The sequence below is a fragment of the Pseudaeromonas pectinilytica genome (genome assembly GCF_054780855.1).
On the sequence record NZ_BAAGVN010000044.1, the window covers coordinates 1 to 15392 of the forward strand.

Sequence of the window (15392 nt, forward strand, 5' to 3'; positions counted from 1 at the left end):
TTTTTTGCGATTAAATCAGATCACAAACGAAGCCTTTTTTCTATCTATTTCAATTGGTTGTAGCTAAAGATCCTGTACATGATCGTCGCCTCGTTCCGGCAAAACTCCTTGCAGCGCGTCAAGGTGGGTGATGAGGCTGAAGTTTCATTCACCGGCATCCCGGGTACCATTTTTAAAGCCAAGGTCAAGCAGGTGATTCCCGTGATACCCGAGGGGGCTTATCAAACGCAGGGCGCGTTACAGACCGTGACCTTTGATAACCGTAGTGGCGTTCTGGCCGAGCTGGAATTGGACGACGCGGTTGACGCTTATAACCTGCCGGACGGTGTGTCTGCCCAAGTTGCCATCTATACCGACCATTTCGGGCATTTGGCCGTGCTACGCAAGGTGTTACTGCGCATGACCAGTTGGATGCATTACATCTATCTGGATCACTAATCGACGCGGCCAATGCATGACCTAAATGGCTTGGTCATGCACAAGTAAATAGCTGATGTGCGGGGGATTGTTTTGACAAGCCCCCCGCCCATCGAGCACAATCAGGCGTTCATCAGACCTAGTGGGACTCAATAACATGACGGCGGAAACCCAGAATTTCTCGACCCTAGAACAGGCCTTCTCTCTTGGGAATGGTCAGGACTCAGCACTTAACTGGTTGAGAAAAAACCGCAGTCAGGTCGCCATCTTTCTGGTCAGCGGTATCAAGCTGGAAGGCATCATCAGTGGCTTCGATCAATACAGTGTGTTGTTGACGGACGCCCACGGTAACCAGCAAATGATTTACAAGGCCAAGATTTCTACCATAGCGTTGCTCACCAGCAGAATGGGCAGCGGTATCCAGCGCCCCCGTCGTCCGCCACGTCCTGGCATGGATCAACGCGGTGGCAGCTATGAAGATCGTCGTAATAGCACCCCTGATGACACGACGCAGAGCTAAGTCCACTTATTCTTGATGCATAGCACGAGGCCCCATTCCGGGGCCTCGTTCATTTCAGCTTGTTTGTCCTGTCGTCAGGGTCGCCCAATCCGGCGCCCCCTCGACGACCATGACGCAATCCATCCCTGCTGCCAGTGCTGCCAAACGGCCAATTTCGGTATCTTCAAACACCAGGCAATCGGCAGCAGCCACCCCCAGACGTTCAGCCGCCAGCAGGAAGGTATCGGGAGCTGGTTTATGTCCCTGCACATCATCCGCGGCGACCACGGTGTGGATATAGAGCCCCAGCCCGCTTTGCGCCAGGATCCGCTCGGCATTGGCATGCAAGGAGCCGGTACCGATGGCCATCGGCAGCGTTGCCGCCGCCTGCTGCACCAGCGCCACCATGGCCGGAAACGGTGTTGCCTGCTCGATCATGGCCACGTAATGGGCCGTCTTGCAGCGGGCGACGGCCTCAGGATCCAGCGCTATCTGCTGCTCATGGGCGATCAGTGCGGCAATCTTGCGGCTCGGCACCCCGCCGCGAGCGTAGAGCCACTCCTGGTCACAGACAAAACCGAATTCTTGCGCGGTTTGCTGCCATGCCACCAGATGCAGGGGCATGGAGTCGACCAGCGTGCCATCCATATCAAAAATCAACGCCTTGTACCGCTGCCACATGGACTTGATCCTCGTTGTTGCAATAAAAAGGGGGATCCATGATCCCCCGGTATTCCATTCACTCTTGGCCCATGGCTGAAAATCAGATCAATTCCAGTTGGGTCATGGCGCTACGAATACGCTCTTTGGTTGCCGCACTCAACGGCATCACTGGCACCCGGCACTCTTCGGTGCACAGACCCAGCAGCGAGGCCGCATATTTTGCACCCGCCGGACTCGGCTCAGCAAACATAACCTGATGCAAGGGGATCAGGCGATCCTGCAAAGCACGCGCTGCGGCCCAATCGCCGGCCAGTGTTAGTTCTTGTACCTGCGCCACCAGCTTGGGGGCCACGTTGGCCGTCACCGAAATACAGCCAGTCCCGCCGCCTACGTTATAGGCCACAGCGGTAGCATCTTCGCCGGATAACCAGGTGAAGGGCTTCTTGATCAACTGACGTTCGCTCCAGGGACGGGCCAGATCCCCGGTGGCATCCTTGACGCCGATAATGCGCGGCAATTCAGCCAGACGCGCCATGGTTTGTGGCTGGATATCGACAATCGCCCGTGGCGGAATGTTGTACAGAATGATCGGGATATTGGTCTCGTCATGCACCATCTTGAAGTGATGATAGAGGCCATCCTGATTCGGACGGTTGTAATAACCGGCCACATGGAGAGTGGCATCGGCACCGGCGCGCTCGGCCACCCGGGTATATTCAATCGCTTCAATCGGATTATTCGAGCCAGCCCCTGCGATCACCGGCACGCGACCTGCGGCCTGTTTGACCACTAATTCGATGACGCGGCAATGCTCATCATGGGAGAGCGTCGGGCTCTCCCCGGTGGTCCCCACAGGTACAATGCCGTGGGTGCCCTGCTCGATATGCCATTCCACCATTTTGGTGAGCGCCGCTTCATCTAGCCGACCATCACGGAAGGGGGTAATCAGCGCTACGATTGAACCTTGAATCATACAAACTCCTTTTTGAAAACTCGGTATCCGGAACAAAAAACCCCGGTTACGGGCTGCGTAACCGGGGTTTATGAATCTGCCAAGGGCGGACGACCGTTACGCGGAAACGAAAAAAACCTCAGGTTTCAGAGGTTTATTGTATTTTCGTTTCAGACTCAGATTTGTCATCGGCCAAACTACATAAGTGTGCAATGAATGAGCATAGTTCTGCATCGCTGCAGAAATGTCAAGCCTCGGCATCTCATGTATAATTCGCCGCCCATACCCTGCCGAGGCCCGAACATGTCGACCGCTCAAAGCCCTGTCAGCCAGCTGCTGGAACGCAATGCCGCCCTGTTTGCTGACAAACACCTGCTGATCGCTGGTTACATGGAAGACAACTACCCGCTGGTCCTGGCCACGGCGGCGGCATCGGCCACCCTGTTCACCACCGATTACAGCCGCTGGCGGCAACTCACGGCTCTGCATACTCCCCAAGGCGGGGCCGTACAACTTTATTTCGGCCATCAGCTCCCGGCGGCTGCGCCCGCCTTCGATACGCTGTTGATCCTGTTACCCAAAGCCAAGGCCGAAGCCCACTATCTGTTGGCGAATCTGCTACCCCATCTGCGCAGCGGCAGCGACATTTTCCTAGTTGGCGATAATCGGGGCGGCATCAATGGGGCCGACAAGCTGCTGGCCCAATACGCCAGCCACTGCCAGAAGCTCGATAGCGCCCGGCGCTGCTCCCTGATCCATGCCGCGCTCGATCAGCCGGTCAATCCGTTCCAGCTCGAGAGCTGGTTACAGCACTATAGCGTCAGTGTCCGCGGCCACGACTTGCGTGTGGTGGCACTGCCAGGAGTGTTCAGCGCCGATGGCCTGGATGAAGGCACCCGCATGTTGCTGGAGCATCTGCCGCCACTCCGGGGGCGCGTGCTGGATATGGGCTGCGGCGCCGGGGTCATCGGCAGCGCCCTGTGTGCCTTGCATCCGGAACTGGAGGTCGAGATGTGTGACATCAATGCCCTGGCGCTGGAGAGTGCCCGCCGCACCCTGGCGGCCAATCAGCTCAGCGCCAAAGTCTATCCCTCGGATATGCTGTCGGATATTCAGGGCAAGGTGCAGCATATTGTCACCAATCCACCGTTTCATGCCGGTCTCAAGACGCTGTATGGTCCGACGGAACAACTGATCGCGCAGACCCCGCAGAAGCTGGCGCCTCGCGGCTCACTGCTGCTGGTCGCCAATGCGTTCCTCAAATACCAGCCCTTCCTACAAAAGGCTTTCCGCCAGCAGCAGATCCTGGCCGAAGATAAAAAGTTCAGGCTGTATCACAGCTTCTGATGGACAAAATTGTCTTAACAAGCGTTTGTTCAATCTGTTAGATTCAAAAACCGACAATAATTACCTCAGACGATTCGAGGTAATTTTTTATTGGCATCATGAAAGCGATTTCATCAGTTGGAGCATAGGCATGGCGGGTGTATTGGCGATGATACTGGCAGGAGGGGAAGGCACGCGGCTGCAACCCTTGACGGTCACACGCAGCAAACCTTCAGTCCCCTTCGGTGGCAGTTACCGGCTGATCGATTTTGTGCTGAACAATTTCGTCAACTCCGACTTCCTGCGCATCTATGTTCTGACCCAATTCAAGTCTCAATCCCTCTATCTGCATATGAAAAAAGGCTGGAACCTGACGGGGATCACCGGCCGCTTCATCGACCCGATCCCGGCGCAGATGCGGATGGGGAAACGCTGGTACGATGGCACCGCCGATGCTATCTACCAGAACATGGGCTTTGTCGAACTCACAGCCCCCGAGCATGTCTGCATCTTCGGCAGCGACCATATCTACAAGATGGATATCCGCCAGATGGTAGACTTCCACAAAGAGAAAAAAGCGGCACTCACAGTGGCGGCGATCCGGGTCCCCATAGCTCAGGCTCATCTGTTTGGCATTATCGAAGTCAATGATGCCGGGCAGATGATTGGCTTTGAGGAAAAACCCAAGCATCCCAAATCATTGCCCCATGATCCGGACCATGCCCTGGCCTCCATGGGCAACTATGTGTTCGAAACCCAAACCCTGTATAGCGAACTCACGCTGGATGCCGAGAATGAAGCCTCCAGCCATGATTTCGGCCGTGATATTATTCCTGACCTCTATCCCAGAGCCGCTGTCTATGTCTACGACTACAGCAATAACAAGGTCGAGGGTGAAAAAACGGCTGTGTATTGGCGCGATGTCGGCAACATCGACAGCTATTGGCAGGCCCATATGGATTTAGTCGCCGACAATCCGCCTTTTTCCTTATATAACCGCAAGTGGCCGCTGCATACCTATTATCCACCCTTGCCGCCAGCCACCTTTATCAATACCGCTGAACATCAGGCCTGCATTTCCCATTCGCTGATCTCCGCTGGCTGCTACATCCAGGGCAGCAGCATAGAGCGCAGCGTGATGGGATTCCGCTGTAATCTGGCTTGTGGCAGCAGGATCGAGGAGTCGGTGCTGCTCGGGGATGTGAAGATTGGTGAAGGCTGCCGGATCCGTCGCACCATTATTGATAAGCATGTTGAAATTGCACCGAGCGTTGTGATCGGTGAAAATCCCGCCCATGATCGGGAACGGTTTACCGTTTCCGACCAAGGGATTGTCGTTGTGCCCAAGGGCGCCAGAGTTGGTTTCTAATTCATGAATATTCTGTTCATTGCTCCCGAAGTTGAAAGCTTTGCCAAAACCGGGGGCCTCGCCGATGTGGCCAAAGCCTTGCCACTGGCTCTCAAACGCCGTGGTCATGACGTCCGCATCGTCATGCCTTACTACGCCAGTATTACCGGTCGGGAGAAATCCCAGCATCTCGGTGGCTTCACCTTGCCGACTCGTCCGGGCCATACCGACATTCCCTATCAGGTTCGACAGATGGATTTGGATGATGTGCCGGTCATGCTGATCGACTTTCCGAACTACTTCGATCGCAAGAGTCTGTACGCCGAAAACAACAATGCCTACCCCGACAACGGCGAGCGCTTCGCGTTTTTTTCTGCCGCCTGCCTGCAGGTCAGCGAACAGATTGGCTTCAAGCCCGATATCGTCCATTGCAATGACTGGCACACCGCGCTAGTGCCCATGCTGCTGAAGACCCGGTATGCCAATAACTCCTTCTTCCAGAGCACCCGCAGCGTATTGACCATTCATAACGGCGCCTTTCAGGGCGTGTTCGAGCGCAACCAGCTGTGGGCGCTGCCGGAAGTCACCGACACCTACAACGAGTCGATCCTGCAGGGGCATGCCTACATCAACTTCCTGAAGTGCGGTGTGCTCTACGCCGACAAGATCAATGCCGTCAGCCCCAGCTATGCCTCGGAATTGATGACCTATCTGGGCGGCCATGGCATGGCCAAGAACTTCCAGGAACGCTCCAGCGATGTACGCGGGATCATCAATGGCTGCGACTATGCCGACTGGGATCCGAAAACCGATCCACTGATCCCGGTGAACTACGATGCCAGTCGTCTGGCCGACAAGGAGCTGTGCAAGCACGCCTTGCAGAAGCGCGCCGGACTGGACATCGGTGATACGCCGCTGTTCGGCATGGTCTGTCGCCTGACCGAACAGAAGGGTCTGAATCTGCTGTTGCCGATCCTGGAAAAATTCCTGGTACATCGGGTGCAGGTGGTGATCGTCGGGACCGGCGAGCCCTCGCTGGAAGAGCGGTTGACCGAGATGATGGCGGCCCATCCCGACCGTCTGGCTTATCTGAATGCCCACGACAATGGTCTGGCCCACTTAGTCGAGGCGGGCAGTGACTTTTTCCTGATGCCCTCGCTGTTCGAACCCTGCGGCCTGAACCAGATGTACAGCCTGGCCTATGGCACCCTGCCGATTATCCGCGCGGTCGGTGGATTGCGCGATACCGTCATCGACTACGACCATCAGGCCAAACGCGCCACCGGATTCAGCTTTCAGGAGCCCGAACCGCTGGCGCTGCTGTCCACCCTGCGTCGCGCCTTGCTGTTCTTCCTGCAAGAACCCGAGGAGTATCATCGTGTTCAGCAGACCGCCATGCGCACCCGTTACCTGTGGAGCGATTCGGTCTTGAGTTACGAACAGATGTATAAGGATGCCCTGGGCTTAAGTGCTGGCCATTAATGCAGCGCGACTGGTGATAAAAACCCCAGTCGCGAAAAAATCCAGTGGATCCGGCAATTATTCAGCGAGCAACGGTTGACGTCCCCGGCAGAATAGATAGAATGCCAGCCGCAAGATGCGATGGTGGCGGAATTGGTAGACGCGCTAGCTTCAGGTGTTAGTGCCTTCGGGTGTGAGGGTTCGAGTCCCTCCTATCGCACCAAGTAATCTGTTGATTGGCAACATAAAAACCAAGCGTTGGCTGACAACGATAAAAACAGTGACAAGTTGTGCGATGGTGGCGGAATTGGTAGACGCGCTAGCTTCAGGTGTTAGTGCCTTCGGGTGTGAGGGTTCGAGTCCCTCCTATCGCACCACAACTTCTTGATGAAGACTTGTCCATGCGGTTGGTCGCATGTCAATCCAACCAACAAACAATCCGGGCGATGGTGGCGGAATTGGTAGACGCGCTAGCTTCAGGTGTTAGTGCCTTCGGGTGTGAGGGTTCGAGTCCCTCCTATCGCACCACTTGATTGATGCAAGTGGGCCAGGATTGGCAGAACCATGCTGTTGACGGCATGTAAATCCAGTCAACGACATAATGTGCGAGGGTGGCGGAATTGGTAGACGCGCTAGCTTCAGGTGTTAGTGCCTTCGGGTGTGAGGGTTCGAGTCCCTCCTCTCGCACCACAATTTGTGAGCCCGGGATGAGCATCATCCCGGGCTTTTTGTTATATATTTCCTGGTGAAACCAAACCATCAAGGAAGTATGTCGCCATGGCTCTGCAAGATATCCACAACTACTACGAAGATCTGGTCCAGCACTATATTCATGCGCTGGAGCTGGATCGTACCCGCGATACTGATTTCCTGGCCGACTTGTACTGCCTGGTGCTCAACCAGCTACCCGCGCACTACATCCGTTACGGCGTGGATATGATCTATTTCACCTCGGACGAGAAGCGCCAGGAGATGGAAGAGAAGGTCAACTTCGCGGTCACCAGCGCCATCAGCTGGCTGGATAACGAAAACCACCGCCGCAACACCCGCGACCAGCCGTAGTCGCCCCCCGATAACGACAAAAGGCTCGCTTGGCGAGCCTTTTGTGTGTCCAGCGCCGGGCTTATTCGGCACCCGGCTTAGTCTGCTCCGGGATTAGTCTGCTCCAGGATTACTCCGCGCTAGGCTTAGTCCGCCCGGATCTGATCGCCGTCACTCTGCGCAACACCGCGATATCGCGCCTCATACAATGCCGCCGCGACCAGAGCCAGCGCCGCCACCAGCAAAAAGGCGGCGGCACACAGCAGCACGCTGCGATAGCTGTCCCAGGTGGCAATCAACCCCATCAACAAGGCGCCAAGCATGCCGCCGATGCGCATGGTATTGGCATAGAACGCCGAGGCAAAGCCGATGCGTCCGGGCAGCAGATCCTGGATCAGCGAGATCCCTAAACCGGCAAACAGCCCGAAGAAGAGGCCATTGCCGAGCTGAAGCAGCAGCACCTCGCCGACACTCCGGGCCTGGAACAGGCCGCCATAGAACAGGATCCCCGCTCCACTCCCCACCATCAGCAAGCGCTTCACCCCCCAGCGCTCCGCCATGCGGCTCGCCACCAGCATCACCGGGATCTCCAGCCCGGCGGCAATCGCCATCGCCCAGCCCGGTGTCGAGGCCGGTAGCGCCAGCTCCTTCAACACATACAACGGCATGCTGCTGACATACAAACTGTTGCTGACCGAGCTGCAAAACAGCGCGGCACTGTAAGCCCAGAACTGCGGCGGGATCGGCACACGCCCCTCCTCCGCCCGCACACCAGCGGCGCGCTGGACCGCCGGCAAGCCCTGCCCGCACAAGACACAGCACAGCAGCGCCACGGCGGCCGCCGCCGCGAAGGTGGCCGAAAATCCCCACTGCGCCACCAGCATAAACGCCAGCGGCGGCCCAGCAATCCAGGCCAGGGAGAAGTTGGCGCGCACCAGGGCATTGAACTGTCCCGAGTTCATGGTTTGCTGATCGGCAAAGCGGCGCGCCAGCGCCAGCGTCTGTGGCATGGCGGCATGTCCAAGCGCCATCAGGGTCACCCCGGCGACCATCACCACCCACAGTTGGTCGGTCAGGGCAAACAGCAGTGTCGAGCCCGCCATCCCGGCCAGCGCCAGCAACAATGCCCGTTTGATCGGCCAGCCCTGATCGGTCTTGTGCCCCAACCACTGGCTATACCAGACCCCGCACAACGCCGAGCTGATACTGAACAGGCTGATGCAGTAGGGCGGTGCCTGCAGGCCATCGACGATGAAATAACTCATCACCGGCACGGTAAAGGCCGATGACAGCGCCACCAGCACAGAAACACCCAGGATCAGCCACCCTGTGGCGGGTAACCGCGCGCAGGATCTCCAGCTCGAGACCATCCATCCAGACATACCGACCTCCACCCGCACCGAGGGCTTAAGCCCCGAAGCGGTTTAGAACCACAGCGCCGTCAGCACAGTCGCCAGACAGACCACCACACCCAGGGCATTGCACAGAAACATGGGCCAATCTTTTTGCTGCTTGAGCAAGGCATACCCCACCCAGGCGATGCAGTTGATGGTCGAGGCCACCGGCAACAGCATGGAGCCCGGCACGCCACTCATATTCAGGCGGATTTGATCCACATAGGAGGCATACATCACCATGGCCATGATGGAAGCAAACCACCCCAGTTGCTGGATCATCTTGTCACTGTTCATTCTCACTCCTTGGGTTATCCAGAGCCTTGATGCTCGCTGATGGATTAGTGTAATCGATTACACTTATTCGTGGTTATAATAGCGCAGCGAGGATACAGGAATAAATAGGGATCGAATAAAAACAGCGATAAATCGCGGATCAAACCCATCACTACATAGTGGTAGCGATTTCACTGGCAGTGTAGGCAGCATGCAGACAGAGCTAAAGGAAGGAAGAGAGAGACTATTGAGCCAACCGTTGGCGGCAGGGATGCCGCCATCGAGCCTCCAGGGATGGATTTACGGCGAGTTGGCGAAAGAGACGCTCTCTCCCAACCTCGTCGCTTAGCGGCAAAGCCGCAGGCGCACCACGGTTTCCACATGCAAGGTATGGGGGAACATATCCACCGGCTGCACCGCATCCAGGCGATAGCCTTGGGTCAGCAGATAAGCCAGATCCCGCGCCAAGGATCCCGGATCGCAGGAGACATAGACCAGGGTGCGCGGTGCCATCTGCAGAATAGTATCCAGCACCACCCGCTCGCAGCCCTTGCGCGGCGGATCCACCACCACCACATCGGCGCGATAGCCCTGGGCATAGAGCTCTGGCACCACCACTTCGGCCTTGCCGACATGAAACTCGGTGTTGGTCAGCCCATTGCGCTCGGCATTGGCCCGGGCATCGTCAATCGCCTCGCTGACCAGCTCGACCCCGACCACGGTCGCCGCCTGCCGGGCCAGAAACAGCGATATGGTGCCGATGCCGCAGTAGATATCAAACACCGTCTCCTGACCGCTCAGCTCGGCCAGACGCAGCGCCTCGCGGTACAGCACTTGGGTCTGCTCCGGGTTGATCTGGTAAAAGGAGAGCGGCGAGAGCGCAAAATCCAGGCCATCGAGTTGATCGCGGATCACAGCAGCGCCACTGAGGGTGCGGTTGTCAAAGCCCAGAATGCGGTTGCCGCGCTCGGGATTGATGTTCTGTACCACGCTGGTCAGTTGCGGGAAGCGCGCCAGCCGGGCCAGCAGCGCCTCGTGATGGGGCAGCTCGTCGCCCAGGGTCACCAGCACCAGCATCCACTCGCCGGAGACGCGGCCATCACGCAGCATCAGATAGCGCACCACACCGCTGTGCTGCTGCTCGTCATAGGCGTCGATGGCGAACTCCCGCAACCAGGCGCGCACCTCGGCCACCAGCTCGGCGGTGAATGCCGGCTGGATGCCGCAATCATCACACACCACCAACTGGTGACTCTGCTTGCGGAAGAAACCCAGCTCGGCCCCCTCGGGGCCTGGGCGCACCGCATATAGCGCCTTGTTGCGATAGGCAAAGGGCTCGCTCATGCCCAGACACTCGGCCACCTCGACGGCAGCGTCCCCCGCCAGTACGCCCTTGCTGGTCAGCGCCTCCACCACCAGCTGGCGCTTGAGCCGCAGCTGGGCGGCATAATCGAGGATGCCGATCTGGCAGCCGCCACACTCGGTATGGGGGCAAAAATTGGCGACCCGATCCGGGCTCGGTTGCAGCACCGCCAGCAACTCGCCCTGAGCGTACTTGGGCTTGATGCCATGCAAGCGCACCTGCACCAGCTCCCCCGGCAAGGCACCGCTGACATACAGGGTGCGGCCGTCCAGCTCGCCAATCCCATCCCCCTTGTCGGTCAGGGCGGTGATGGTGACATCCAGCGGGTGGGTCAATGCGGGGGCGGATAGGGACATAACGAGGCTCCGGATTCACGGTCAACGACACGCCCCATGGCGCATCGGCGGCGATTCTAGCATGGGCCGCCGCCGCCACAAAAAAGCCAGCGCCTAGGACGCCACACCAAGCCCGTCAGCACCGGCGAGAAACAAAAAAGCCCCGCATCATGCGGGGCAACTCTCAGGACTCGCTTAAACCACCGCAGTTACTCCGCTGTCAGTGGCACAGAACCCACCCGACTCTTGGCGGCTTCCAGCTTGGCTGCGGCGTCTAACTTGGCAATATAGCCCGGCTGTTGACGCGCCACCCACAGCTCGCGCCATTTGATCATCGCCGAACCCAGGATGATGATGCCTAAGCCCAGCATCAGCAGCGAGATACCACCGTTAAACAGGTTGTAGCCCTTGGCCGCCGGGTTGAAGTAGACATGGCTCACCATCCAGTAACCGGCATAGTTGACGGTGACAAACAGATAGGCCAGCGGGATGAGACAAGTCAGCATGTAGCGACGCTTCTGTGCCAGTCGCAGGATAATGGTCGCCCCTATGATGAGACCCACCGAGGCCATCAGCTGGTTGGAGACCCCGAACAGCGCCCACACAGATCCGATATCACCGGACATCAGCAGGTAGCCCCACATCACACAGGCCAGCACGCTGGCACCGATGGCGCCCGGCATCCAGTCGATGCGCTTGAGCGGTGCATAGAACTCGCCGAAGAAATCCTGGATCAGGTAGCGGGAGACCCGGGTACCGGAATCGACCGCGGTCAGGATAAACACCGCCTCGAACATCACCACAAACTGGAAGAAGTAGGAGGCCAGATCGCTAAACCAGGGCACCTTGGTGAAGATATAGGACATGCCCACCGCCAGCGTCACAGCACCGCCGGTGCGGCCATACAGGTCCATGCCGATCTCCTGGGAGAGCATGGGCAGATCCACCACCTGCATCCCCAGCTTGGCAAACGCTTCTGGGCTGGCGTTGATGGCGAAGTAATCAGCCGGATGCAAGGCGGTGGCGGCAATCAGCGCCATCACCCCGACCACACACTCGGCCAGCATGGCCCCGAAAGCGACCGGCAGAATATCGTTCCACTTATCCACCAGTTTCGGCGTGGTGCCGGAGCCGATAAAGGCGTGGAAACCTGAGATGGCGCCACAGGCGATGGTGATGGAGATAAAGGGCCACACGGGACCAGCCAGGACCGGGCCGCCGCCGTGGATAAACTGGGTCAGCGCCGGGAACTGGATCTGCGGGTTAATGCAGATGACGCCAATCACCAGGGCACCGAACACGCCAATCTTCATAAAGCTGGAGATATAGCCGCGCGGTGTCAGCAGCAGCCACACCGGCAGCGCGGTGGCGAAGAAGGCATAGATGGGCAGCGCCAGACTGATGGTGTCGGCGCGCAGGGTCAGCCATTCGCCAAAGGCGCTGGCCTGAACATAAGGGCCGAAGAACACGCAACCGAGCACGGCGATAAAGCCCACCCAGGAGGCGGCCTGCAGGTTACCGGTCAGCTTGTGCCAGATCCCGACCACCATGGAGATGGGGATGGTCATAAACACAGCGAACACGCCCCAGGCGTTACGCTCCAGCGCGTGCACCACCACCATCGACAGACCCGCCATGGTGATGGTGATGATAAACAGCATGGCCAGACCCGTGCACCAACCGGCAATCGGCCCGAGCTCGGCCTTGGCCACCTCGGAGAGCGACTTGCCCTGATGCCGCATCGAGGCGAACAGCACGACTGTATCGTGCACAGCACCGCCGATGACGCAGCCGATCAGCAGCCACAAAAAGCTGGGCAGATAGCCGTATTGCGCCGCCAGCACAGGGCCGACCAGGGGACCGGCGGCGGCAATCGCCGCGAAGTGTTGACCGAAGTTGACCCAGCGGTTGGTCGGCACATAGTTCTTGCCGTCTTCGAGCTGGTGCGAGGGGGTAACCAGGGAATCATCGGCTTGCAGTACCTTGCGCACAAAGAATACGCCGTAGAGGCGATATGCAATGGCAAGGATGCACAGCGCCGCTATGACAAAGGTAATGGCGTGTTGCATACAGGAGTCTCCGTTCCATGCCCGCAGAGGTGGGGCTCAGACTCCACTCTAATCAGCCCGCCGCAAAGGCCAAGTCGCCACTGGGTGAGCGGTCGCCGGTGGCGCTGAGCGGTTGCCAAACGGGGGGGAGTGGCAAGCCGCTGGCACCGAAGCGCCAGCGGCATGCCATAGCCTGAGCCGTGGATTAACGTTGGATCAGATAACGGATGGTCGGCCCGTGCTGCTCGATGGCCAGCACCTTGTAGCCGTGGTTCTCGGCATCCAGCGGGATATTGTTGATCGACTGCGGGCAGTCGGTGATCACCTCCAGCACCTCGCCAATCGCCAATTGCGGCATCGCCTCCAGGGTGGCGACGGCGGGGTAAGGACAGGGCTCACCCACCATATTCAGGTGGTAGTCCGGGGTCGGCAGAGATTTCATACGGCCTCCTGGGCAGATGCGGGCTGGGTGGATGCGGGTTGTCGATGACGAAAGAAACGGCGCTCCCACAACAGGATCGCGAGCAGTGCCAGCAGCAAGAGACCATAGGTCAGCGCCAGACCGCCCAGCGGGCCGAGTTCGGTCAACAGGTTCACCTTCTGGTACGGCAGCGCCAGCACGGGGGCCAAATCATCCCACAGGTAGGCCAACAGCGTGGCGCCGAGAATATTGCCCAGACCCACCCACCAGAAATGGATCTGCCCCTCGACGGCGCGATACATCCAGCCGGTCTCGCAGCCCCCGGCCAGCACGATACCAAAGCCGAACAGCAGCCCCCCGAGCACGGCATTGGGACCGGCCCACAGGATCTTCGGCGTGGCACCGAGTTGCACATAACTGAAGATACCGATGGCGCTGACCGCCATGCCCAGAATGATCGCCTTGGCCATCTGCGCCCGACCGGTGATCCACAGATCGCGAAACGCCGAGGTAAAGCAGATCTGCGCCCGCTCGATGAGCAGGCCAAAGCCGATACCGAACAGCATCGCCAGCCCCAGCTTGGGCAGCGACAGCGAGGTCCAACCGGCCCACAACAACATGCAGCCGAAGATCAGCATGCCCAGACGCAGACGGCGGTTGGCCTGACGCGGATCCTGGGTCAGGACGGTGGCGGCCGACACCTTCTGCAACTTGACCGGGATGCGGAACAGCGGCAGCAGGGTGAAGCGCGCCCCGGCATAGGAGCCCACCGCCGTCGCCAGGGCGAAATACCAGGCATGCAGCGAGAACTGTGGGATACCGGTGAAGAAGGCGGCCAGATTGCAGCCCATCGCCAGCCGGGCGCCGAAACCGGCGATCACGCCACCGGCCAGCGCCTGCAGGATACGAATGCGGTGCGACGGATGACGCCACTTGACGTTATTGGCCCACAGGGCGGCACTCAGACAGCCGCCGAGCATGCCGATGATCATCATGCCATCGACCCGATCCAGCGGGCTGCCCTGCAGGCCAATCACCTGGAAATAGCCCCAGTTCTCGGGCTGCAGTCCGAACGCCTGCAGCAGATGGCCGCCCCAGCGGGTGAATTCACCGGTCACAGCCCAGAAGGTGCCTGTGATGCCGAAATAGTAGGTCGACAGCACACCGGCCGCGATCACCGCCGGTAGCGGCGGCCAAAAACGGATCAGATAGTGCTGCTTGAAGTGTTGCCAATTCATAACGCAAGTCCTGTTAGCCACAAAGAGCGATGCAAAGGAGGGGGATGATAAACAGCTGGGCCGCCGCTGCCCAAGCCATGATCAATAAAAATGCAGATTACAGGTTGAGGGGGCGATGGCGGGCGCAGCCCGACGGACGGCGCGGGCGATGGCGCGCGACCGGCCCGCGCTCTGGGGCCGACACCGGCGCGGCGGCACCGCGCCGCACGGCCAGCCCATCGATCGGGCTAGGCCCTACGGATGGGCTGGCCTCTGTGTTGAGGCAATCTGTAGTAGGTTGGGCTGAGTTGGGCGAAGCCCAACGTTTACCGCGTGGCCGGTCATATTCTTTGTGGTCGAATCGGGATTTTGGATTTCGAAATCGGCTTGATCCGGTTCCGCCTGGCAAGCGCTGGCGATCTGGTTCACCTCCGGCGAACGGCGGCGGGCCGAGGGGGAAAAGGCCTCCCCCTTGGCAATCCCGGGCCCGGATGTATGCCGACTGTCGGGACTGCCCCGCGTTCCGGGCTGCCCTTCACCGGCCGGTCGCCACACGCCATCCATGGCGTGACGCTCCCTTTTGCGGTCATCCTGACCGCGCACCGGCTCCAGTCACCCCACCCCGCGGCCC

General features: G+C 59.0%; 14 protein-coding genes and 4 tRNA genes. 10 read left to right on the top strand and 8 right to left on the bottom strand.

The genetic code is table 11. The annotated features are described in order from the left end of the window. Positions 1–78 precede the first annotated feature (78 nt). Entirely contained in the window at positions 79–438 is a 360-nt protein-coding gene (locus ACYVG7_RS04085; RefSeq protein ID WP_460881962.1) for a hypothetical protein, read from the top strand. A gap of 136 nt (positions 439–574) precedes the next feature. Then, entirely contained in the window at positions 575–937 is a 363-nt protein-coding gene (hfq, locus tag ACYVG7_RS04090; protein ID WP_460881963.1) for an RNA chaperone Hfq, read from the top strand. Between the two features lie 54 nt (positions 938–991). Here the strand turns inward: hfq and ACYVG7_RS04095 are convergent, their stop codons facing one another. Next, positions 992–1597, bottom strand: coding sequence for an HAD family hydrolase (locus tag ACYVG7_RS04095; protein ID WP_460881964.1), 606 nt, complete (start codon positions 1595–1597; stop codon positions 992–994). Between the two features lie 82 nt (positions 1598–1679). Next, positions 1680–2552, bottom strand: a complete 873-nt coding sequence (gene dapA, locus ACYVG7_RS04100; RefSeq protein ID WP_460881965.1) for a 4-hydroxy-tetrahydrodipicolinate synthase — start codon at positions 2550–2552, stop codon at positions 1680–1682. A 282-nt stretch (positions 2553–2834) separates the two neighbouring features. Between dapA and rsmC the strand changes: the two genes are divergently transcribed. From rsmC to ACYVG7_RS04140, 8 genes are all read left to right on the top strand, one after another. After that, positions 2835–3878 carry a 16S rRNA (guanine(1207)-N(2))-methyltransferase RsmC gene (gene rsmC, locus ACYVG7_RS04105; protein WP_460881966.1) on the top strand — a complete coding sequence of 348 codons (1044 nt, stop codon included), beginning with the start codon at positions 2835–2837 and terminating at the stop codon, positions 3876–3878. A gap of 130 nt (positions 3879–4008) precedes the next feature. Further along, a complete protein-coding gene (gene glgC / locus ACYVG7_RS04110) occupies positions 4009–5226 on the top strand; it encodes a glucose-1-phosphate adenylyltransferase (protein WP_460881967.1) in 1218 nt (405 codons plus the stop codon). A gap of 3 nt (positions 5227–5229) precedes the next feature. Then, entirely contained in the window at positions 5230–6687 is a 1458-nt protein-coding gene (glgA, locus tag ACYVG7_RS04115; RefSeq protein WP_460881968.1) for a glycogen synthase GlgA, read from the top strand. A gap of 117 nt (positions 6688–6804) precedes the next feature. Next, a tRNA-Leu gene (locus ACYVG7_RS04120) sits at positions 6805–6889 on the top strand. A 69-nt stretch (positions 6890–6958) separates the two neighbouring features. Then, positions 6959–7043: transfer RNA gene (locus ACYVG7_RS04125), tRNA-Leu, on the top strand. A gap of 66 nt (positions 7044–7109) precedes the next feature. Continuing rightward, positions 7110–7194, top strand: a tRNA-Leu gene (locus tag ACYVG7_RS04130). A 77-nt stretch (positions 7195–7271) separates the two neighbouring features. After that, positions 7272–7356 (top strand) — tRNA-Leu (locus ACYVG7_RS04135). 87 nt (positions 7357–7443) lie between these two features. Next, positions 7444–7728, top strand: coding sequence for a late competence development ComFB family protein (locus ACYVG7_RS04140; protein WP_460881969.1), 285 nt, complete (start codon positions 7444–7446; stop codon positions 7726–7728). A 125-nt stretch (positions 7729–7853) separates the two neighbouring features. Here the strand turns inward: ACYVG7_RS04140 and ACYVG7_RS04145 are convergent, their stop codons facing one another. The 6 genes from ACYVG7_RS04145 to yedE form a co-directional block, all read right to left on the bottom strand. Beyond that, a complete protein-coding gene (locus ACYVG7_RS04145) occupies positions 7854–9089 on the bottom strand; it encodes a sugar efflux transporter (protein ID WP_460881970.1) in 1236 nt (411 codons plus the stop codon). Between the two features lie 42 nt (positions 9090–9131). After that, positions 9132–9398, bottom strand: a complete 267-nt coding sequence (locus ACYVG7_RS04150) for a SemiSWEET family transporter (RefSeq protein ID WP_460881971.1) — start codon at positions 9396–9398, stop codon at positions 9132–9134. 324 nt (positions 9399–9722) lie between these two features. After that, positions 9723–11096, bottom strand: a complete 1374-nt coding sequence (gene rlmD, locus ACYVG7_RS04155; RefSeq protein WP_460881972.1) for a 23S rRNA (uracil(1939)-C(5))-methyltransferase RlmD — start codon at positions 11094–11096, stop codon at positions 9723–9725. Positions 11097–11284: 188 nt separating this feature from the next. Then, a complete protein-coding gene (locus tag ACYVG7_RS04160; protein ID WP_460881973.1) occupies positions 11285–13144 on the bottom strand; it encodes a carbon starvation CstA family protein in 1860 nt (619 codons plus the stop codon). Positions 13145–13328: 184 nt separating this feature from the next. After that, positions 13329–13565: a sulfurtransferase-like selenium metabolism protein YedF gene (yedF, locus tag ACYVG7_RS04165; protein ID WP_460881974.1), complete on the bottom strand. Its 237-nt coding sequence runs from the start codon at positions 13563–13565 to the stop codon at positions 13329–13331. Continuing rightward, positions 13562–14782 carry a selenium metabolism membrane protein YedE/FdhT gene (yedE, locus tag ACYVG7_RS04170; RefSeq protein WP_460881975.1) on the bottom strand — a complete coding sequence of 407 codons (1221 nt, stop codon included), beginning with the start codon at positions 14780–14782 and terminating at the stop codon, positions 13562–13564. Before yedE ends, yedF begins: the two co-directional genes overlap by 4 nt. Between the last annotated feature and the right edge of the window lie 610 nt (positions 14783–15392).